At 39.2% G+C, this 22798-nt stretch carries 20 protein-coding genes; 6 read left to right on the top strand and 14 right to left on the bottom strand.

The window, feature by feature from the left end; all coding sequences use genetic code 11:
* Positions 1-58: 58 nt before the first annotated feature.
* Positions 59-1309, bottom strand: a complete 1251-nt coding sequence (gene frsA / locus HMPREF3129_RS17755; protein WP_004247395.1) for an esterase FrsA — start codon at positions 1307-1309, stop codon at positions 59-61.
* Positions 1310-1541: 232 nt separating this feature from the next.
* Entirely contained in the window at positions 1542-2003 is a 462-nt protein-coding gene (gpt, locus tag HMPREF3129_RS17750) for a xanthine phosphoribosyltransferase (protein WP_004244790.1), read from the bottom strand.
* A 353-nt stretch (positions 2004-2356) separates the two neighbouring features.
* Here gpt and HMPREF3129_RS17745 point away from each other — a divergent pair, with 353 nt between their 5' ends.
* Both HMPREF3129_RS17745 and HMPREF3129_RS17740 read left to right on the top strand, forming a co-directional pair.
* Positions 2357-3814 (top strand): aminoacyl-histidine dipeptidase, encoded by a 1458-nt coding sequence (locus HMPREF3129_RS17745; RefSeq protein ID WP_004252266.1) that lies wholly within the window; start codon positions 2357-2359, stop codon positions 3812-3814.
* A gap of 249 nt (positions 3815-4063) precedes the next feature.
* Positions 4064-6226: a TonB-dependent siderophore receptor gene (locus HMPREF3129_RS17740; protein ID WP_036919914.1), complete on the top strand. Its 2163-nt coding sequence runs from the start codon at positions 4064-4066 to the stop codon at positions 6224-6226.
* 76 nt (positions 6227-6302) lie between these two features.
* Here HMPREF3129_RS17740 and dinB read toward each other — a convergent pair whose 3' ends face one another.
* On the bottom strand, positions 6303-7358 hold the full coding sequence (gene dinB, locus HMPREF3129_RS17735; protein WP_004244794.1) for a DNA polymerase IV: 1056 nt from the start codon (positions 7356-7358) through the stop codon (positions 6303-6305).
* A 235-nt stretch (positions 7359-7593) separates the two neighbouring features.
* On the opposite strand from dinB, the gene HMPREF3129_RS17730 reads away from it, so the two are divergent.
* Positions 7594-8466 (top strand): glycerophosphodiester phosphodiesterase family protein, encoded by an 873-nt coding sequence (locus HMPREF3129_RS17730; RefSeq protein WP_036919913.1) that lies wholly within the window; start codon positions 7594-7596, stop codon positions 8464-8466.
* A gap of 93 nt (positions 8467-8559) precedes the next feature.
* On the top strand, positions 8560-8772 hold the full coding sequence (locus tag HMPREF3129_RS17725) for a CsbD family protein (protein ID WP_004244796.1): 213 nt from the start codon (positions 8560-8562) through the stop codon (positions 8770-8772).
* Positions 8773-8928: 156 nt separating this feature from the next.
* On the opposite strand, the gene nqrM is transcribed toward HMPREF3129_RS17725, so the two are convergent.
* The 8 genes from nqrM to HMPREF3129_RS17685 form a co-directional block, all read right to left on the bottom strand.
* Complete coding sequence (gene nqrM / locus HMPREF3129_RS17720) at positions 8929-9156, bottom strand: (Na+)-NQR maturation NqrM (RefSeq protein WP_036919912.1); 228 nt, start codon at positions 9154-9156, stop codon at positions 8929-8931.
* 19 nt (positions 9157-9175) lie between these two features.
* The gene (locus HMPREF3129_RS17715) at positions 9176-10198 is read right to left on the bottom strand and encodes an FAD:protein FMN transferase (protein WP_004244798.1); all 1023 of its coding nucleotides are present in this window, start codon (positions 10196-10198) and stop codon (positions 9176-9178) included.
* An 85-nt stretch (positions 10199-10283) separates the two neighbouring features.
* Complete coding sequence (gene nqrF / locus HMPREF3129_RS17710; RefSeq protein WP_004244799.1) at positions 10284-11510, bottom strand: NADH:ubiquinone reductase (Na(+)-transporting) subunit F; 1227 nt, start codon at positions 11508-11510, stop codon at positions 10284-10286.
* Positions 11511-11526: 16 nt separating this feature from the next.
* Entirely contained in the window at positions 11527-12123 is a 597-nt protein-coding gene (gene nqrE, locus HMPREF3129_RS17705; protein ID WP_004244800.1) for an NADH:ubiquinone reductase (Na(+)-transporting) subunit E, read from the bottom strand.
* A 5-nt stretch (positions 12124-12128) separates the two neighbouring features.
* Entirely contained in the window at positions 12129-12758 is a 630-nt protein-coding gene (locus HMPREF3129_RS17700) for an NADH:ubiquinone reductase (Na(+)-transporting) subunit D (protein ID WP_004244801.1), read from the bottom strand.
* The gene (locus HMPREF3129_RS17695; protein WP_004244802.1) at positions 12751-13536 is read right to left on the bottom strand and encodes a Na(+)-translocating NADH-quinone reductase subunit C; all 786 of its coding nucleotides are present in this window, start codon (positions 13534-13536) and stop codon (positions 12751-12753) included. The genes HMPREF3129_RS17700 and HMPREF3129_RS17695 overlap by 8 nt, the downstream gene beginning before the upstream one ends.
* Positions 13529-14767 carry an NADH:ubiquinone reductase (Na(+)-transporting) subunit B gene (locus tag HMPREF3129_RS17690; RefSeq protein ID WP_036919911.1) on the bottom strand — a complete coding sequence of 413 codons (1239 nt, stop codon included), beginning with the start codon at positions 14765-14767 and terminating at the stop codon, positions 13529-13531. The genes HMPREF3129_RS17695 and HMPREF3129_RS17690 overlap by 8 nt, the downstream gene beginning before the upstream one ends.
* A 3-nt stretch (positions 14768-14770) precedes the next feature.
* Positions 14771-16111 (bottom strand): Na(+)-translocating NADH-quinone reductase subunit A, encoded by a 1341-nt coding sequence (locus HMPREF3129_RS17685; RefSeq protein ID WP_004247390.1) that lies wholly within the window; start codon positions 16109-16111, stop codon positions 14771-14773.
* A gap of 415 nt (positions 16112-16526) precedes the next feature.
* Here HMPREF3129_RS17685 and HMPREF3129_RS17680 point away from each other — a divergent pair, with 415 nt between their 5' ends.
* Positions 16527-17279 carry a L,D-transpeptidase family protein gene (locus tag HMPREF3129_RS17680; protein WP_036919910.1) on the top strand — a complete coding sequence of 251 codons (753 nt, stop codon included), beginning with the start codon at positions 16527-16529 and terminating at the stop codon, positions 17277-17279.
* On the opposite strand, the gene HMPREF3129_RS17675 is transcribed toward HMPREF3129_RS17680, so the two are convergent.
* A complete protein-coding gene (locus tag HMPREF3129_RS17675) occupies positions 17250-18017 on the bottom strand; it encodes a class II glutamine amidotransferase (RefSeq protein ID WP_036919909.1) in 768 nt (255 codons plus the stop codon). The genes HMPREF3129_RS17680 and HMPREF3129_RS17675 overlap by 30 nt on opposite strands.
* A gap of 58 nt (positions 18018-18075) precedes the next feature.
* Positions 18076-18654 (bottom strand): D-sedoheptulose 7-phosphate isomerase, encoded by a 579-nt coding sequence (gene lpcA, locus HMPREF3129_RS17670; protein WP_004244807.1) that lies wholly within the window; start codon positions 18652-18654, stop codon positions 18076-18078.
* Positions 18655-18892: 238 nt separating this feature from the next.
* Between lpcA and fadE the strand changes: the two genes are divergently transcribed.
* A complete protein-coding gene (gene fadE / locus HMPREF3129_RS17665; protein WP_036919907.1) occupies positions 18893-21340 on the top strand; it encodes an acyl-CoA dehydrogenase FadE in 2448 nt (815 codons plus the stop codon).
* Positions 21341-21474: 134 nt separating this feature from the next.
* Here the strand turns inward: fadE and lysA are convergent, their stop codons facing one another.
* Positions 21475-22719: a diaminopimelate decarboxylase gene (gene lysA / locus HMPREF3129_RS17660; RefSeq protein WP_036919906.1), complete on the bottom strand. Its 1245-nt coding sequence runs from the start codon at positions 22717-22719 to the stop codon at positions 21475-21477.
* Positions 22720-22798 lie beyond the last annotated feature (79 nt).

Raw genomic sequence — 22798 nt, 5'->3', positions numbered from 1 at the left:
TTATCACCTCTACTGTTATATAATCTATTATAATTAGCAAGTTATTGTTTGAAATTATTTATATTAATTTAGCATAGATCCAATCTGCGCTTTTGGTTAATGCCTGTTCAAGCCCTTTATAAAGTGGTTTTTCTTTTATTTCTACTATATCGCCATCCATAGAAGAGCGAGCAATGAGCTGCGAATCCTCTTTAGGACTAATTTCATCCCCTTTCCAATAAACACTCATCATCGGCACTGGCATACGACGACCAATCAACCCTTGGTTTTTCAGTGAATAACTACTTAACGATAGTCTGAGATTGTTTTCATCTATATTTAATAATCCTAAGCGGCTCGCCAGTACATCAAGATACATAATGGGGATTTTCTTCTGTAATTCCGCTTGAGTAAAAAAGGCATGAATTAATGGCCCTAATGCCACAACACCTTTAATCAATTTTGGATAAAGATAGGCTAAACGCACCGCAATATTGGCACCAAACCGAAATCCCATTACGCCCACTCGAGTGTGATCAATCCATGGAATATCTCCCAACTGCTGTAAAATATCGCCATGCAATTGACAGGTATTTTCGCTGAGTTTCTGCTTAACAGAATAACCGATAGATGGCATATCTACGGTTAACATCGCGATACCTTTTGGTGATAAGTAGCGCCTAAAAAAGTTAACATAATCACTTTGTAAACTATCTAATCCACCACAAAAAATGACTGTTGGGTAAGGCCCTTTACACCCTTTAGGTAGATGTAAAAATCCACTGGTAGTTCCTTTACCTGTTAATTTAAATGTCAGTTTTTTTACTTCAAATGAAGAGAATTTCATGGCATTTTCAAAAGCTTTCATCGCCAATACTACAGCTTGATCAGCAAGAAAATCGCCATTAATAAATGGATAAGCAGCAATGCTATAAAGGTTTGCCGCCCGTAACCAACAATCAGCGGCTGCTTCCTCTGAGGTCTCTCGTAACGCTTTTTGTTGCCAAATCATTGCTTGATGAGACCATTCAAATGACCAGTTGCCACGTCGATAACCAACAACTGTATCAATAAATTTATCATCACTGCGTGGCGCATCAAAAATAGCAATGCGACTTAATACTTCTTCGATCTCTATGGGGGAAATACCTCGCCAGATCCACTGTAGACGTTGAATTGTGCGATACCAATTTTGCTGGCTCATCCCATTAAGTACAGAGTACGAATCAATATTAGATTTAGGGTGTGTGTACTGTATTAACGTTGAGGTTTCCGCATGTTTAGCACGAGGTTTAAATAACGTTTCAGAAAGATTTGTATTATTTGCCATATCACTCTTCAAATCAGTGTGTATCGTATAATGAGGCTCAAAATTCTGCTCATATCATAACATGGATTTCACTTCTACAGTGGAATAGCAGATCAACATCAGCACGAAGAGATAGGAAAAGCGTAAGATCATCAAAAATAAAGCCGATATAAAAAATCCTCGCATAGGAACTGGGGTCAGTTCAATAAACGAGGATTTTATCAATATATTTGGATTAACTGATTAAGATAAATTATTTTTTATCACAAACAGGGGGAACAAACATAACGCCCATATCCCAAGGTTGTTCAATCCAGGTGTTTTGTGGAATATCAACCACAAAATCATCAACTAACGGACGCCCTTCTGGCTTAGCAAAGATAGTGACAAAATGTGCTTTCGGATACATTTCACGGATAACTTTTGCGGTGCCACCTGTATCAACTAAATCGTCAACAACGATAAAACCTTCACCATCACCTTCTGCTTTTTTTAAGATTTTGAGGTCACGTTGATGGTCATGATCATAGCTAGAAATACAGACAGTATCCACATGGCGGATACCCAATTCACGAGCAAGTAATGCGGCAGGAACTAATCCACCACGACTGACGGCAATAATGCCTGTCCATTGTTCGACTGGTAACAAACGTTGTGCCAATTGACGGGCATGTATTTGCAACATATCCCACGTTACAACATATTTTTCGCTCATAATATTGTGATCCTAGCTACTTGAAATTCGAGAGAAGCTTTTTTGCGGAAAAAAAGGTTGCGCGAGATTATAGTGATTTGGGCGTTCAAAAACCAGAGAAAACATAAAAATGGTCGAGATAATCCTCATTTTTCCTGATATGTATTTTTTTTGTCTAAAAAATACGCAATAAAAAAGCGAACACCAACACAGAAATCCAAATTATTAGATAGATACGTAAGAGAATGACGCATTCATCAAAAGAAAGTGATATTCTCAATTATATTTGGCGAATAACGCTCAGAATAATAAAGCTAACCCTTAAGAAAGCGGTAGGCTATTCATAACACAGATGCTGTTAGAGGAGATCCATCGTGTCTGAACTATCTACTCTATCCCCACAACCATTATGGGATATTTTTGCAAAAATTTGTTCAATTCCACACCCTTCATACCATGAAGAAGCCTTAGCGTCCCACATTATGGCTTGGGCGACAGAAAAAGGTTTATCTGTTGAGCGCGATGCGGTAGGAAATATTTTAATCCGTAAACCTGCCACCAAAGGTATGGAAGATCGTAAAACAGTCGTTTTACAAGCGCACTTAGATATGGTGCCACAAAAAAATAACGATACCGAACACGACTTTACCAAAGATCCTATCCAACCTTATATTGATGGTGAATGGGTAAAAGCGAAAGGCACCACATTAGGTGCAGATAATGGTGTTGGTATGGCTTCTGCACTTGCTGTATTAGCTGACGATACTGTTAAACATGGCCCCTTAGAAGTATTGTTAACCATGACAGAAGAAACTGGAATGGATGGTGCTTTTGGACTACAGCCTGGTTGGTTACAAGCGGATATTCTGATTAATACAGACTCAGAAGAAGAAGGCGAAATCTATATGGGTTGTGCCGGTGGTATTGATGTTAAAACCACGGTAGACCTCACTTATGAAGCTATTCCTGCAAACCATATCGTCAAAAAACTGGTACTAAAAGGCCTAAATGGTGGCCACTCAGGTGGTGATATTCATTTAGGTTTAGGTAATGCAAACAAATTATTAGCGCGTTTCCTTGCTGAACATGCGGATGAATTAGCACTAAAATTAATTGATTTCCATGGTGGTACACTGCGTAATGCTATCCCTCGTGAAGCGCATATTATTTTTGCTATTCCTGCGGATAAAGCGACTCAATTAAATAGCATTACCACAGAATTTGAAGCGCTATTAAAAAGTGAATTAGCCATTGCTGAAAAAAATCTAGCTATCGAATTAACAGATACTAGCACCGAAAAACCAGTATTTACTGCTGATTGTCAATCTCGCACCATCAATTTACTTAATGCTATGCCAAATGGTGTTATTCGCATGAGTGATGATGTGGAAGGTGTGGTTGAAACCTCATTAAACGTCGGTGTAGTGAGTATTGTTGACGATAAAGTAGAAATCCTATGTTTAATTCGCTCTCTGATTGATAGCGGTAAAACTTATGTTGTTAGCATGCTGACAGCATTAGCCAAACTTGCTCAAGCAGATATCGAAACCAAAGGTGGTTATCCTGGCTGGAAACCTGATGCGGATTCACCGGTTATGCACTTAGTACGCGACACTTATCAACAACTATTTGATAAAGTGCCAAATATTATGGTGATCCATGCAGGTCTTGAGTGCGGTCTATTTAAAAAACCTTATCCAGATATGGATATGGTCTCTATTGGGCCAACTATTCGCGGTGCACACTCACCGGATGAGCGAGTACACATTAAGAGTGTAGGCCAATACTGGCAGTTACTGACAGCTATTTTAAAAGCGATCCCGGCTAAATAATTCTACTTAAAAACAGTTATCAAACCCGCTTAATAGGCGGGTTTTTTGTTATTTTATCTCCCTATAACTTATTCCCAACCCACCTTATAAAAGCCAATTCTTATACTATTTTGTAATAAAAAATTAATACTAATAAGAATAATTTATAGAATAATAATAATTATCATTAGTATTAATATTTACATAATGGTATTTTCACCATTACCGCATTTTAGGTAAAGAAAAATTAAAAATTTAAAGGGATCAACAGTGTCTAAAAAAATTATTGCTACCAACCTATTACTTACTCTCCCCTTCAGTCTGTTATCGTTACAAATTCATGCCGCAATGACACAAAATTTACCTGATAAAATCATTGTTACCGCATCTCCCTCACAAGATCCGCAAGGACCAATTTCAGGTTTAGTGGCAACAAAAACACTATCAACAAATAAAATACTTAGTGATATAGATAAGACACCACAATCAATCAGTGTCATTACACGTGACCAGATGGATGCGCAAGATGTCAGTTCTGTCTCTCAAGCATTGCGGTATACACCTGGCGTTTTCACTGAATATCGCGGCAGTTCAAACCGAAATGATGAAATCTTTATTCGTGGATATAGCTATGCCCCCCGTTTTCTTGATGGACTTAGTTATGGTATGGGAGCCTCATCTTCTACAGGAGCTATTGACCCTTGGCTATTAGAGAGAGTTGAGCTGATCCGTGGCCCGTCTTCTGTTCTATATGGTCAATTAAATCCAGGTGGTCTTGTGGCAATGACCAGCAAAAGACCCACTTCAACAACCATTAATCATATTCAAGCACGTGTAGGAAATGATAAATTAGCAGAGACAGCTTTTGATTTTGCAGGCTCATTAAGTGATGATAATCGTATTCTCTATCGCCTTAATGGATTAGCAAAAACACAACATACTCAAATTAAAGACTATAAAGAAGAACGATTTGCCCTTGCCCCTGCCATCACTTTTTTGCCAAATGAGCAGACACGTTTAACGTTATTAAGTTTTATTCAACAAGAGCCCGAAGCGGGATACCGTAATTTTTTGCCAGCTTATGGTACGGTCAAAAAAACACCCGAAGGCACCATTCCATTTGATTTCAATGTAAATAATGCTGATTATCACCAATCATGGCGTCAACAATATGGCGTTGGTTATGAATTTGAGCATGAATTTAATGATAGATTAAAATTGATCCAAAATGCCCGTTATAGCCATATCAAACAAAAATATAAATATCTTGTTTTTGGTTCATTAAGAAAAGATAACCCTTATATTCTTGAACGCCGAGCTCAACAAGAAAAACGAGAAACAGATACATTTGGTATTGATACTCGACTACAAGCTGATTTTGATACTGAAAAATTAGCGCATACAGTAATTATAGGTATTGATTATCAATGGAGTAAAAATAAAGACAATTTATTGCAAGCGATGGGCCCAGAATATGATCTGGATTGGCGAAATCCTAATTATCATTATCCTATTGATATCAGTTTACAAAAACCCGTGACAAATCAATTACAAAAACACGACCAGTTAGGGATCTATTTGCAAGATCAGATCCAATGGAAAAACTGGATCTTATTAGGGGGATTACGCCAAGATTGGGCGCAAGTTCGTACCTATGATCACATCAAAAACAGCAAAGACCAACAAGACGATCAGAAGCTAACCGGTCGAGTGGGTCTACTCTATGCCTTTGATAATGGTATTTCACCTTATATTAGTTATAGCACCTCTTTTGAACCTAATTTACAGACACGAAGAGCTCCGGATAGTGCACCATTTGAGCCAAGTGAAGGACGTCAATTAGAAGCAGGAATAAAATACCTCACCCCAAATGAACAGACATTAGCAACACTCTCCATTTACCAATTACAACAACGTAATGTGACTAACTATAACGCTGAAAAAGCCTATTTTGAGCCAGTAGGTGAAATTAGAAGCCGTGGTATTGAAGCGCAAATTAATAGCCAATTAACTGAAAATATATCATTTATTAGTAGCTATGCTTATACCGATACTGAAGTGAGAAAAACCATCACCGCAGGTACACAAGGAAAAGAATTACCACGGGTTCCTAAACATATGGCATCATTTTGGGGGCAGTATGATGAAACATCAGGGCTATTTAATGGTGCTAAAGCGGGCTTTGGTGTGAGATATATCGGTGTATCTCAAGGCGATACTAAAAATACGATTAGTGTACCTGCAGTCACTTTGTATGATGCCATGGTAGGTTATTCTTTAGGCGAATTATCCTCCTCTTTAAAAGGGGCTGAAGTTCAACTAAATATGAATAATATTGCCAACAAACACTATGTTGCCTCTTGTGCTGGTGAAACTGCCTGTTTTTATGGCATTGGCAGAACCATGACAGCAACGATAAATTACCGCTGGTGATCATCTATTAATTAAAAAGTATATTTAAATACATTAACCATAGTGCGCCTTGATGCTCGCTATGGTTTTTTAATACTTATAATGCTAAAAGAAGTTGTCGTTCCATTTGTGGATCTTGCAACGTGACATGAAAACCGACTAATCTTACTCCCCTGCCATTTCGACGTTCATGCCATGCCTGATAAGCAATATCAATTAAATCCGTTTTTTCTAAAATAGGATGAGAATGCTCTTGGGTGGTTAACTGAAAATCATCAAATTTTAATTTAACCCCTTGTCTCGCAATTCTAAGATCAGGTTTCACTCGGCTTAATCGTTTTTCTAATTCATCATATAATCCATCAAGCAATGCTAAACACTCATCCCATGAATCAATATCTTCAGCCAGTGTGCGCTCAACACCAACAGATTTTCTTAAACGTTCAGGATTGATTAATCGCTCATCAATACCATGGCTACGCTCCCATAAGCTTTGCCCAAATTTACCTAGATTTCTCACTAAGGAAATAACATCCGTACCACGAACATCAGCACAGGTTTCTAATCCCATCTCTTGTAATCGAGCAAAGGTGACTTTTCCTACTCCCGGAATTTTATTTAATGGTAATTTTAAAATAAAGTCATCCATCTGTTCAGGGGTGATCACATATTGTCCATTCGGTTTATTTAAATCAGATGCTATTTTGGCGAGAAACTTAATCGGCGCAATACCGGCGGAAGCCGTGAGGTTAAGTTCAGCAAAAATTTGCTGGCGGATCTGTTGCGCTATCAATGTGGCAGAGCCGTGACAGTGTTTGCTATCAGAGACATCAAGATAAGCTTCATCTAATGAAAGCGGCTCTATTAAATCTGTATAACGGGCAAATATTTGACGAATTTTAGCTGAAGTCTCTTTATATAATGCCATGCGACCGGGCAATACTTTTAAATGAGGGCATAATTTTAATGCCGTAGCCGTTGACATGGCACTACGGACACCAAAACGGCGAGCAGGATAATTAGCAGTACAGATAACACCTCGACGAGAAGCATTACCACCGACTGCAATAGGGATCTCTTTTAATGTAGGGTTATCTCTCATTTCAATCGCAGCATAGAAACAATCCATATCGACATGAATAATTTTCCGCATACAATCACCTCACGCTATTTACTGTTTAAATATACAGTAAATAACCATTAACTACAATTTTTATTCCCTGATCTATACCTATTTTAAGTGATATTAGTGATTATTATTTTAATTAAGTACGTTTGTTTATAGAAATGTCACACAGTAATGATAGATTACTTTTAACTTATTCTGCTCTTTTTATTTTTATCGTAATTATTTGAAAATAAAATATAAAACAAGGAAATAGAGTTATATGATCAAAATATTTATTACAATTTCATTCCTCTTTTACTCAGTATTTGTTATGGCTTCTCCTAAAATTATTGCACACAGAGGTGGCACAGCGGATGCACCTGAAAATACCGAAATTGCTATCAAAACAGCACTAAGCAATCAAGCTGATGCAATTTGGATAACCGTTCAACTGTCTAAAGATAATGTCCCTGTTCTTTATCGCCCAAATGATCTAAAAAGCCTCACTAATGGGCAAGGGGCAATTTCAACCTTTACTGCCAAAGAATTGGCGCAATGGGATGCAGGATATAAATATGGGGAAGCACAACAATTTCCATATCGCAATAAAGGAGTTACTATCCCGACATTGGAGTATATTCTGACTCAATTTCCTAAAACACAATTCTATATTGACTTAAAATCACCTGATGCCGATCCCGTTATACAAGGCAAAGCATTAGCTTCGGTATTAAGCAAACATAATGCGTTAGAGAGAACGCGTGTTTATTCTACCAATAGTGCTTTTTTAGATGCGTTACCTGATAACGTACAACGCTTTGAAAGTCGTGATGTTACCCGCGATATCTTAGCCAATATTACTATGGGGCATATCTGTTTACTGCCAGAAAATCTTGATATCACACGTTGGTATGGCCTTGAACTGCACAGAAAAGTTGAGGTGGTTGAAAAATATACCTTAGGTGAAGCTCGTTCAGCGGCTGTATTAAGTTGGGACAAAGATGCGATGTCTTGTTTTCGTGCGGGGGGTAATGCGCATATCGTTTTATTCGGTATCAATACTGAGAAAGATTATTTGCAAGCAGTAGAATTAGGTGCTGATGCAGTTATGGTTGATTCTCCAGCTAAAATAAAAGCATTCAGAAAAGAGTAAACATCGTTGCGACATTGGCGCTTTTTTACCTTAATACATTTCTCTTCTACACTTAATAGTGTCAATAAACAGAAATAAGTTAGGTGGAATAAGATGTTAAATAATAAAGCTTCTGGTGACTGGAATTTATTTAAAGGAAAAGTGAAAGAAAAATGGGGAAAACTCACCCATGATGAACTGGATATTATTGAAGGAACCAGAGAGCAACTGATAGGGAAACTCCAAGAGCATTATGGCTATTCTTATGATGAAGCGAAAAAAGAAGTATTAGAGTGGGAAGGCAGTAACCCTTATCCTTGGAAGTAGCAGCGACTTAATCACGCTATTAAAAAGCTTAATATCCTTATCTGAAAGCGATTTTTCTAAACAAAAAAGAGTGGCGTATAAAATATACGTCACTCTTTTATTTTAGCTATTACTTGATAAATCCATCGTTAGCAAAAAAATGCATCGATAACCAAATTATAAGATGCGGTTTTTCTGCAATAGCTCTTGGCGAGCAGCTTCTTTCACCATTCTTTTTTTACGAGCATCACAAGGTTCAGGACAATCACACTCTTTCTCAATACCAATGGAGCCTAAACCACCACAACTGCCCTGAATACTTTTACGTTTAACAATATATCCTAAAGCCATTCCAAAGAATGCCAGTAAGAACAAGATGAAGGCAAAAAGAAATATTTTTAACATAACCTTCTCTCCTTAAATTCTACTTTTTCAAGAATGGGGCGAATGCCTTACTATAACGCTCTTCAAACCCATTTTCAGTTTTAACTATCATAAAAACAGGAATATTTAATTTATTTGCTACCTCTAAGCCCTTTTCAGGCCCCAGAACATTTAACCCTGTTGATAAACCATCAGCACTCATACAAGTAGGTACAATTACGGTAATAGAAGCAAGGTTATGTTTGATTGGGCGACCTGTTGTAGGATCAATCGTATGAGAAAAACGAACGCCATCTTCTTCAAAATAGTTACGATAATCCCCCGATGTCGCAATCGAATTATCACCCGGTTCAATAATTAATTGTACACTCTGTGTTGTGCCATCATTAGCAGGTTTTTCAATCGCAATGCGCCAAGGTTTATCATTACCATTAACACCTTGTGTTCTCACCTCACCACCAATATCAACCATATAGTTGGTAATATTTTGAGAAATCAAATATTCGGCAACAGCATCAACACCGTAACCTTTAGCAATAGAAGAGAGATCAACATAAAGCTCAGGTATTTTTTTAATTAATGTATTACCTTCCACTGCAAGGTAATCAATTCCCGTCCATTTTTTACGTTTAGCTAGTTCATCGGCTGAAGGTTGATGAGTAAAACGTCCTTCTGGGCCAAATCCCCATAAATTGACTAAAGGCCCAACAGTAACATCTAAAGCCCCATCCGTAATTTTATTAATACGTATCGCTTCACTAACGACTTTAGCAGTAGCGGGTGAAACTGGGAATGGCGTATTAATTTCACGACTTTGATTGAAACGACTTAATTCAGATTGAGGACGATACGTTGACATTTGATCGTTCACTTCTTCAAGAATACGATCGATTTCTGTTTGTAAGACGCTTTGTGAAGGTGAATCACTACTAGGAACATATTTAATTGAATAGTAAGTTCCCATCGTTTCGCCTTCTAACACCTGCTGTTTTTCACCACAGGCTGATAAGAAAACCAGTGCACATAGCATCAAGATCCCATGCATCATCTTTCTTTTTAACATATATCTCTCTTCTGATCATGAGCGCCCACATTAGTGGGCGCTTGTCATTTCATACTGTTATGCTTTATCTACTTTATGAGAAAAATCAACCACCAAAGTCATCCAGCATAATATTTTCATCTTCTACGCCTAAATCTTTAAGCATTTTGATCACCGCAGCATTCATCACTGGTGGTCCACACATATAGAATTCACAATCTTCTGGTGCTGGATGATCTTTAAGGTAGTTTTCATAGAGCACATTGTGAATAAAGCCGGTGTAACCCGTCCAATTATCTTCCGGTAATGCATCTGACAGCGCAACATGCCAAGTAAAGTTTTCATTCTCTTTAGCCAGCATATCAAAATCTTCTGTATAGAACATTTCACGCACAGAACGAGCACCATACCAGAAGCTAATTTTACGTTTAGAATGTAAGCGTTTTAGCTGATCAAAAATATGTGAACGCATCGGTGCCATACCAGCACCACCACCAATGAAGATCATTTCCGCATCAGTTTCTTTCGCGAAGAATTCACCAAACGGCCCTGAAATTGTCACTTTATCACCCGGTTTTAATGACCAAATATAAGATGACATAATTCCCGGTGGCACATCAGGATTACGTGGTGGCGGTGTCGCAATACGCACGTTTAACATGATAATGCCATGCTCTTCAGGGTAGTTCGCCATGGAGTATGCACGCACTGTGGTCTCTTTAACTTCAGAAACATAGCGGAATAAATTAAATTTATCCCAATCTTCACGATACTCTTCAGGAACATCAAAATCTTCATAGCGCACTGTGTGAGGAGGACATTCAATCTGAATAAAGCCCCCAGCACGGAAAGGTACCACTTCACCTTCAGGAATTTTTAATACCAACTCTTTAATAAACGTGGCTTTGTTATCATTTGAGATAACTTCACATTCCCATTTTTTAATCCCGAAGATCTCTTCGGGTAGCTCTAATTTCAGATTATTTTTAACATTAACCTGACAAGCTAAACGGCAACCTTCTTTAGCTTCACGCTTATTAATATGAGAAAGCTCAGTAGGAAGAATATCTCCACCACCTTCAAGTACTTTTACGCGGCATTGACCACAAGAGCCACCACCACCACATGCAGATGAGATAAAAATACCTTCGTTTGATAATACGTTGAGTAATTTATCACCGGCTGGCGCATGGAAACTTTTTTCAGGATCTCCATTCACCTCAACTTCAATATCCCCTGTATTGACTAACTTTGATTTTGCAAACAAAATCAATGCAGTTAGCACCAAAACAATCAGGGTAAACATCGCAACACCTAGAATAATTATATCCATGAGTTCTTCTCACCCTTTATAGCTGAACACCAGAGAAGGACATGAAACCTAATGCCATCAACCCTGTGGTGACAAAAGTAACTCCTAATCCCTTCATACCTGACGGTACATCCGCGTATTTCATTTTTTCGCGAATAGAAGCCAGTAATACGATAGCTAACATCCAGCCAATTCCAGAGCCGAAACCATATACAATAGATTCACTAAAGTTATAGTCACGTTGTGCCATAAAGGACACACCACCAAAAATAGCGCAGTTAACAGTGATCAGTGGCAAGAAGATCCCCAATGCGTTATATAGCGAAGGGAAGTAGCGATCTAAAATCATCTCGAGGATCTGTACCAGAGCCGCAATCACACCAATGAAAGTGATAAAGTTTAAGAAACTTAAATCAACACCTTCCATTAATGCATTTGCGCGTAGTACATAGTTGTAAACCAAGTTATTCAAAGGTACAGAAAGCCCCAGAACAACGGTTACCGCAATACCTAATCCAAATGCTGTTTTTACATTTTTAGATACCGCAAGGAAAGTACACATCCCTAAGAAGAACGCCAGTGCCATATTTTCAATAAAAACAGCACGAACAAATAAGCTTATATAATGTTCCATGGCAATTAGTCCTCTTCAACCTGTGCAGGTTTTAATGTACGTAATCCCCAAATTAGCAAGCCAATAATAAAGAAAGCACTTGGCGCTAATAGGAATAAGCCATTAGGTTGATACCAACCGCCGTTTTGGATAGATTCCATCACCGTAATGCCAAATAATTTACCTGAACCAAATAGCTCACGTAAAAATCCAACAAGGATCAAGATAACCCCATATCCTAGGCCATTACCGATACCATCCATAAAGCTTTCGATAGGTGGTGATTTCATCGCATAGGCTTCAGCGCGTCCCATCACGATACAGTTAGTAATGATAAGACCAACGAAAACAGAAAGCTGTTTAGATATTTCATAAGCGTACGCTTGTAAAACTTGGTCTACCACGATTACTAATGAAGCAATGATCGCCATTTGCACAATAATACGTACACTGCTGGGGATATAGTTGCGGATCAGTGAAATAAAGAAGTTTGAGAATGCCGTCACTAATGTTACCGCAATGGTCATTACTAATGCCGTCTCAAGCTTGGTTGTTACTGCTAATGCAGAACAGACCCCTAATACCTGTAAGGCAATCGGGTTATTATCTAACAACGGCCCGAGTAAAACGCGTTTGATCTCTTTTGTATCAGCCATTGATCTCTCCTTCACGAACTTTTTTCAGGAATGGGCCGAAACCTTTATCACCTAACCAAAAATCGAACATATGTTGAACGCCGTTAGAGGTTAAGGTTGCACCTGAAAGGCCATCAATACCATAAGGACTATCTGATGCCCCGCCACGTACGATTTTAATAGCAGGCACACCTTCTTCATTCAGTAAGCGTTTACCTTTCCACTGTGCCTTCCATTGCGGATTATCAACTTCTCCACCTAGCCCCGGCGTTTCACCATGAGAATAATAGGTAATCCCCTTCGCTGTTACACCATCAATATCTACCGCAACAAAGGCATACATGACCGACCATAGGCCTGAACCATAGACGGGCAGTACCACTTCTTGGGTTTTACCTTGATCATCAAGAACAAAGTAAACTTCTGCGGTATTGGCACGACGACGAATTTTTGCAATATCTTCTTCAGGTGATAGTGCGATAGAGGTTTCATCGCTACGTAGTTCGCTATTTAAATCAAAGTCGCCTTTACTGTCTGTCAATTCGCCAGTTTTGAAGTTTACAATCTTAGCTTTAATGCGTGTATCGTAAACTTTGAGTACTTCACTGGCGCTCATCTTAGGCACCAATAAACCAGCAACATCTAGAATATTACGTTGTTTATCCAGTAGCTTTTGCTCTTCTTGCTTAGATTTAAGTCCAACAGCAGAGCCAGCCACTACCACGGAACAAACAAGACATAGAATAAATACAACGAGGAACGTTCTTCCGACGCTATCTTTGTTTTTTTCTTTAGCCACGAGCTTTTCTCCGCTTAATATTCGCCTGAACAACCACATAGTCAAACAGCGGTGCAAATAAGTTGGCGAATAAGATTGCTAGCATCATTCCTTCTGGGTAAGCCGGATTGACGACACGGATTAGCACAGCCATTACGCCAATTAAAATACCGTAAGCCCATTTGCCTTTATCAGTGAATGAAGCTGATACCGGATCGGTTGCCATAAACATCATACCAAATGCAAAGCCACCTAATACGAGGTGCCAGTGCCAAGGCATTGAGAATAATGGATTAGAGTCAGAACCAATCAAGTTAAACAGATATGACATTGCAATCATACCCACCATCACACCGGCAACAATGCGCCATGATGCGATACGAGCAAATAAAATGATTGCGCCGCCAATTAGGATCATCAGTGTTGAGACTTCACCAATAGAACCAGGGATATTTCCAAGGAATGCATCCATCCAAGAAATAGGCTGCTGAGTGACATTATTTAACAATGCACTTTGACCAGAAACAGACCATTGAGAGAGAGGGGTTGCACCAGAGAAACCATCAGCGGCAGTCCAAACAAGATCACCTGAAATTTGTGCCGGATAAGCAAAAAAGAGGAAAGCACGCCCTGCTAATGCGGGGTTTAAGAAGTTACGTCCTGTTCCACCAAAAATCTCTTTTGCAATTACGACACCAAAGGTGATACCTAAAGCAGCCTGCCATAATGGTAATGTGGGTGGCACAATTAACGCAAACAGAATAGAAGTAACAAAGAAACCTTCGTTAATTTCATGTCCGCGAATAAGGGAAAATAACACTTCCCAGAAACCACCTACCGCAAATACAACAAGATAGATAGGTAAAAAGTAAGTTGCCCCAAGGAGCATTTTACTTCCCCACCCAGCATCTGGTGTCAATGATGCACCTAAATACTGTGCAAGTGCATAGTGCCAATCAGAAGCAATCACTTGCTGTAACTCAGCACCACTATACAACTGATTAAGAGCAGGGATCGCTTGTTGACCAACGTTATACATTCCCCAGAACATGGCTGGGAAAACAGATAACCAAACAAGGATCATCATACGTTTTAGATCGATGGTATCGCGTACATGCGAACCATTACGTGTCACCGTACCCGGCGTATAAAAAACCGTTGTGACCGCTTCATAGAGTACATACCACTTGGCGTATTTACCACCGGACTCAAAATGGTGCTCTACTTTTTCAAATAAATTTTTCAACCCCATGAGTTACCCTTCCTGCTCAATTTTGGTCAATACTTGGCGCAGTGCTGGGCCATACTCATATTTGCTTGGACAAACATAAGTACATAATCCCAAATCTTCTTCGTCCAATTCCAAACAACCTAATGCTTGAGCACTGTCAGTATCACCGACAATCAAATCACGTAACAAATGTGTTGCCATAATGTCTAATGGCATAACACGCTCATAGTTACCAATTGGCACCATTGAACGTTCACCACCATTCATTGTGGTTGTAAATGCAAAACGTTTGTTCTTTAAGAAGTGACCAATTGTGGTACGTGTAATGGAGAATTTATTAGTACCTGGATAACCCCAACCAAATAACTCTTTTTCACGACCTTCGCGTAATACAGAGACTTGGTTATGAAAACGGCCTAAATAGTGATGCGCTTCGTCCGATTTCCAACCCCATAAAATAGAGCCAGAAATAATACGATTATCACCATCGACTAATTGATCTTTCGTTAATTCATAAAGATCAGCACCTAAACAGGTACGTAATAATCGAGGGGCTTTAACTTGAGGTCCCGCTAATGCAACAACACGCTCGGTATATAAAGAGCCTGTAGTAAAGAGATACCCTATCGCAATAACATCTTGGTAGTTAAGATGCCATACCATTTTTTTCGCGCTGACTGGCTCTAAGAAATGGATATGAGTACCCACTAATCCCGCAGGATGAGGGCCAACAAATTGGTTATAGCTAATTTGTCCATCATTGAGTTTTGCCGGTGCTTTTTCACCATGACAAACATGCACCTTACCCTCTGTTAATTTACTTAAAACAATCAGACCATCGTTAAAAGCCTGCTCGTTTTGTTCAATGATCACAGTAGGATCTGCCGCTAATGGATTAGTATCCATCGCAGTGACAAAAATTGCCACCGGCGTGGTTCCTAATTTAGGGGAACGACTGTATGGACGTGTTCTTAACGCTGTCCATAAACCTGAATTTACTAGGTTTGTTTCTACCTGTTCACGGGTCAATTCTGAAAGTGATGAGCTATCATAACTGTCGAAAGTGACTTCTTCATCGCCGTCAACTTCAATAACAACGGATTGAAGTACACGGCGCTCACCGCGGTTAATGGCAACAACTTTACCACACGCAGGGCTTGTGAATATTACACCGGGGTTCTTTTTATCTTCAAAAAGAACCTGCCCTTTTTTAACATGCTCACCTTCCGAAACCATCATAGAAGGACGCATTCCGACATATTCTTCACCTAGCAAAGCTACGTGTCGAATCGCGGGTCCGTCTTCTATCACTTGGGCAGGCGCTCCTGCAATTGGGAGGTCGAGTCCTTTTTTAATTTTAATCATAAGATTTGCACAAGTTTATCAGTTAAACCCTAAGCTACAAATTCACCCCGAAAATGTAGCGACTCTGTAATAAAAACACCTTAAGGTAGTTTGATACCCTAAGTTATTTATCTCCGATAATTGTTACTATTTTCTCTTATTCTGCCGATCTGAATTTTATCATCTCAGTTTCAGCCTGTCTGACTATTCGAGTGATTTAGCTCAAGCAAATGGGAATATTATTTTGACTGAAACGTTAACAATTCGCATAAACCGAATTAAAATATCACATTTCTCGACCAACGATTAAGTTTTATACAGAATATTTTGTAATAGAAAAGAAACCATAGTAGATTTAAATTTACAAATTGATTGCTTCATTGCAATCTACAATCTAGTTTATCAACAAATTTTAAGCCTTTTTTTTGATAAAACCATGACCAGTCACGCAAAACAATTAATCATATTTTTAACAATAATATTAACCTCATTATTTGTTAATGCTGAAAATAGTTCAAAATTTCTTATCAAACCTGTTAAAAAAAGTACAGGGGAGCCCATCTATATTCAAATATTTAAAGAAGAAAACTTACTAGAACTGTATATAGAAAAACAGGATGGACAATTAGAGAAAATACGTACTTATCCCATTTGTAGCTATTCGGGAGGATTAGGTCCGAAGAAATATCAAGGTGATTTAAAAAGTCCCGAAGGCTTTTATCAAGTTAATCAAACTCAGCTTAACCCAAATAGTCGGTTTTATCGAGCAATTAACCTAGGATTTCCTAATCAATACGATCAAGAGCAAGGTTATACCGGTGATTTTTTGATGATCCACGGTGCTTGTAAATCAGTGGGCTGCTATGCAATGACCGATACTGTGATGGATGAAATCTACCAATATGCCGAACTTGCGCTGAAAAATGGCCAACAGAGCATTAATATTCATATTTTCCCTTTTAAAATGACAGCCGAAAATATGAAAAAATTCCAATACTCTGCCAATATGGATTTTTGGCAACAGTTAGCACCTGCTTACCAATATGTGGAAGAATACAAAAAGATCCCAGCAATTAGTGTAAAAAACGGTCGCTATTTGGTGAATAATCGTGAGGCTATTTCCACGTTAAATTTAGCTAAAAGTATCGATAGTAAATGGTTACAAAATTCGCAACCCACGATCAAATAAAACAAACTCACCAACAGGGATTTTTTGCCAAGATTCATTACCTGTTAAGGGTAATGTCGATATTACCGACACAATATCATCCGCTTTAGTGTGTTGCTGAAAATCAATTTCAATATCTTGATCCAGCAATTTGGCCTTACCAAAAGGAGCTTTACGGGTTATCCAGTGTAAATTAGTTGAACAATATGCCATAACAAACCGGCCATCGGATAACAACATATTAAACACACCTTTGTGTCGCAATTGATCAGCTAAAATAGCAATGAAACGAAAGACCGCCGGCCAATTAGATGGTGTTCTCTGGTAACGCTTTTCAAGCTGATTTAATATCCAGCAAAAGGCTTTTTCACTATCAGTCTGTCCTACCGCTCTAAAACGCCCTGTATCCAGTGATTGATAACCTTTAAGTTGTCCATTATGAGCATAAGTCCAATTTTTACCCCACAGTTCACGGGTAAAAGGATGCGTATTTTCTAAACTGACATTACCTCGATTAGCTTGGCGAATATGCGCAATGACAGCATGTGATTTAATGGGGTATTCTTGTACAAAACGAGCGACGGGTGAAACGGCACTAGCTTGTGGATCTTTAAATGTACGACATCCTAATCCTTCATAAAAGGTGATACCCCAGCCGTCTTTATGAGGGCCAGTTTTACCACCACGAGGAATGAGGCCACTTAAACTAAAATTGATATCAGTGGGTACATTTGCACTCATGCCCAACAATTCACACATCGCCCGCTCCTACTTACTCACGCTTTAATTATTCATATAAGGCAATATTACTATATCGTTATTTTTCCATTTCTTTTTCAATCAGCTGGATCAGAATATGAATAACTTTGATATGGATTTCTTGAATACGGTCGGCATAACCAAAATGAGGGACACGAATTTCAATATCTGCACTCCCTGCCATTTTTCCGCCATCTTTACCTGTTAGAGTAATAACTTTCATACCTTTTTCACGAGCGGCACTAATGGCTTTAATAATATTGCCTGAATTACCGGAAGTTGAGATCCCCAGTAATACGTCACCCTCTTTACCTACCGCTTCCACATAACGTGAAAAAACATATTCATAACCAAAGTCGTTACTCACACAAGAAATATGGCTCACATCAGAAATTGCGATAGCAGGATAACCGGGTCTATTTTCACGATAGCGCCCCGTTAATTCTTCTGCAAAATGCATGGCATCACAGTGTGATCCCCCATTACCACAGGATAAAACTTTGCCGCCTGCTTTAAATGAGTCTGCTAATAATACAGCTGCTTTTTGAATGGCTTCAATATTCGCATCATCTTGTAAAAAACGAGAGAGTGTATCTGCCGCTTCAGTTAATTCGCCACGAATAAGATCTTGGTACATAGGATTTTTACTCCAGAAAAGGGATCAAAAAATATCTATTTCTCAGTGTAACGGATCCAATGATACGAAAGAAGCACCTCTTTACCTACAAATGCTAACTTCTCTCATTTACGAATAATTTGTGAGCTACATTGTAATTAGAATGTAAAAATATTGCTAAAACTTGGTGACTGCATTAGATCTAAATAACAAATAACAGGTCTGACCTCTGATGTCTTGCAAATACAGGAGTTTTATTATGACCCTACTCAGTATTGTGCTTTTCTTAGTTCTCATCGGTATACTTAGTTACCGAAAATACAGCCTTGTAGTAAGCAGTATCTTACTTATTGCTTATACTTTCGTGATGGGTTTAGCCAATATCTGGAGCTACTGGCTATTACTGCCCGTTGCATTGATATTATTACCATTCACTCTTCCTTCTATTCGCAAAGCATATATCTCAGCCCCTGCACTAAAGGCTTTCCAAAAAGTGATGCCATCTATGTCTAAGACAGAGCAAGAGGCCATTGATGCGGGAACAACATGGTGGGAAGGTGAATTATTCCGTGGAGCACCAGATTGGAAACAACTTCACAATTATCCTAAACCACAGCTTACCGCTGAAGAACAAGCTTTTCTGGATGGTCCAGTTGAAGAAGTTTGTCGCATGACCAATGATTTCCAAATCACACATGAGCTAGCTGATTTACCTCCTGAGATTTGGCAATATTTAAAAGACCATCGCTTCTTTGCGATGATTATCAAAAAAGAGTATGGCGGATTAGAGTTTTCTGCCTATGCACAATCTCGTGTACTGCAAAAGCTCGCAGGTGTTTCTGGTATTCTCGCCATCACTGTAGGTGTACCTAATTCATTAGGTCCAGGTGAGTTATTGCAACATTATGGTACTGATGAGCAGAAAAAACGTTACTTACCTGGTTTAGCCAAAGGTGATGAAATTCCATGCTTTGCATTAACCAGCCCTGAAGCAGGCTCTGATGCTGGCGCTATCCCTGATAGTGGTGTGGTTTGTATGGGGGAATGGCAAGGTGAGCAAGTCCTTGGTATTCGTCTCACATGGAATAAACGCTATATTACTTTAGCACCTATAGCCACAGTATTAGGACTCGCTTTTAAACTTCGCGATCCAGACCATCTACTGAGTGATGATGAAAACCCCGGTATTACTTGTGCTTTAATTCCAACCGACGTAAAAGGGGTAGAAATTGGTCATCGCCATTTCCCACTCAATGTTCCTTTTATGAATGGTCCCACTCGTGGTAAAGATGTTTTCGTTCCTATCGATTTTATTATCGGTGGTCCAAAAATGGCAGGCCAAGGTTGGAGAATGCTGGTGGAATGTCTTTCAGTCGGTCGTGGTATCACACTGCCATCTAACTCCACTGGAGGCTTAAAAAGTGCAGCAATGGCAACAGGTGCTTACTCTCGAATTCGTCGTCAGTTTAAGCTTCCTATCGGTAAGATGGAAGGAATTGAAGAGCCATTAGCGCGCCTTGCTGGTAATGCTTATCTCTTGGACGCAGCTTCAACCTTAATAACCACAGGTATTATGTTAGGAGAAAAGCCTGCCGTACTTTCTGCTATCGTAAAATATCATTGTACCCATAGAGCGCAACGCGGGATTATTGATGCAATGGATATTGTTGGTGGGAAAGGGATTTGTCTTGGCCCTTCTAACTTTGTGGCTCGCTCTTATCAAGGCTCCCCCATCGCCATTACGGTGGAAGGCGCTAATATTCTCACTCGTAGCATGATCATTTATGGACAAGGGGCTATTCGTTGCCACCCTTATGTTTTAGATGAAATTGCAGCGGCTAGAGATAACAACTTACACGACTTTGATCATGCCTTATTTGGTCACTTAGGCCATGTTGCCAGTAATACATTACGTAGCCTTTGGTTAGGTATCACTAATGGTCGCTTAAGTACCGCGCCAACAAAAGATGAAACTCGTCGTTATTACCAACAAATTAACCGGCTCAGTGCCAACATGGCGTTACTTTCTGATGTTGCCATGGGGGTTTTAGGTGGTAGTTTAAAACGTCGTGAACGTATTTCTGCAAGGCTTGGCGACATTTTAAGTCATATTTTCCTCGCCTCTGCGGTGCTAAAACGTTATGAGGATGAAGGTCGTAATACCGCTGATTTACCACTGGTACACTGGAGTATTAAAGAGTGTTTATACCAAGCAGAAAATGCCATTGATGAGCTATTACGCAATTTCCCAAATCGTTTTGTTGCAGGAGCCCTGCGCGCCATTATTTTCCCTCTGGGTAAAGTGCAGAAACTGCCTTCAGATAAATTAGATAGTAAGGTGGCTCAAATTATCCAACAACCTTCTGAAACCCGTGATCGTATTGGTAAAGGGCAATTCCTCACACCCAGTGAGCACAATCCTCATGGTTTAATGGAAGAAGCTCTGCTCGATATTTTAGCCGCAGAGCCACTGTTTGAACGTATCTGTCGACTCTATGAAAAGAAATTTAGCTTCACTCAATTAGATAAATTAGCGGATAAAGCTTTAGCTGATAAACGAGTGACTCCCGAAGAAGCAGATATCTTACGTAAAGCGGAGCAAAGCCGTTTACGTAGTATTAATGTGGATGAATTTGACTTTGATGCCTTGGCGGTGCCGGCAAAAAAGTCATCAACTGACACAATAAAAACAGATAAAGCAGCCTAATTATGCCGTTATGTTCATCAATAAATAGTCTGCTATTTAACGACTGAAACACGGATACAACACCTCATTATTTTAATTTAATAATGAGGTGTTTTTTATTGGAGGATGATTAACACAGGGAGGAGTAGTAAAAATTACAGGTTAATTTCTAGCGCTAATAGCTCTTCAATGGTTTGACGACGCCTAATTAATTGAGGTATGCCCTGTGAAATTAACACTTCAGGAATAAGGGGACGACTATTATAGTTAGATGACATTGATGCACCATAAGCCCCCGTATCATGAATAACTAAGTAATCACCAACTTCTGCCGGAGGCAATAAACGAGGAGCAACCATTCCTCCTTCTTGCTGGGTAAACACATCACCAGATTCACAAAGAGGCCCTGCAACTATGGTTTCTTGTTGAAACTCGCTAGATTTTAATTGGCCGTATTTATCTAATAATGTGATTTGATGGTAACTACCATACATAGCTGGGCGCATTAAATCACTAAACCCTGCATCCACCAGCACATAATGACGATTTCCCATCGACTTAACCGCCCTTACTTGTGACACTAACACGCCAGACTCAGCCACTAAAAAGCGTCCTGGTTCAATTTCCAGTTCAATATCATGCCCAAGGTGTTGCGCTATACGTTGACGAGCACTATCCCATAAAGAGAAATAGTGGTTTAAATCGACTCTTTTATCTCCTTGCTGATAAGGTGTTGACAATCCCCCACCGGCCGAGATGGCTTTGATATCAACATTAGAGGTGAGTACTTGCTCAACCATTGCATCACAGACACTCGCTAAATGCTGATAATCAACCCCTGAGCCAATATGCATATGGAAACCAACCAAACTCAAATTGTATTGATTAATCACCGCTAATGCTTCTGGCACATCTTCATACCAAATACCATGTTTACTATTTTCCCCACCTGTATTGGTCTTTTGGCTATGTCCATGACCAAACCCAGGATTTATTCTTATCCACACCGCGTGCCCTTGATGACGTTCTCCAAGTTGGCGAAGCATATCAATAGAACCTGCATTAACCGGAATATCTAATTCAACCACACGTTCAATCGTTTTTTCATCGAGTAAATCGGCGGTAAAGACAATTTCACTACGCTCTCGACCACCTTGGAAACCGGCAACCAACGCCCGCTCAATTTCACCTAGTGAGACAGAATCAACTTTAACGCCCAGCTGTTTCATTAACCGTAAAATATGAATGTTAGAGCAGGCTTTTTGTGCAAAACGAACCACATCAAAGGCTTTTAATTGCTCAATATGTTCAGAAATAGTCTCACCTTGATAGATCCATAATGGCGTGCCATAAGTTTGTGCTAATTGAGATAGGATCGCATTGTTGGATATTGTCATCATTTTTTACTCAGCAATGTAGGGTGAATAAAAATATTATTAAGCAATTAAAGCGGGAATAAAAATATCAAATTAGCTATAG

Origin of the sequence: Proteus sp. HMSC14B05, from assembly GCF_001808035.1 — a bacterium.
Classification (GTDB): domain Bacteria; phylum Pseudomonadota; class Gammaproteobacteria; order Enterobacterales; family Enterobacteriaceae; genus Proteus; species Proteus mirabilis.
Note: the sequence above shows the minus strand (reverse complement) of the source record. Positions and strands in the feature narration are given on the sequence as shown.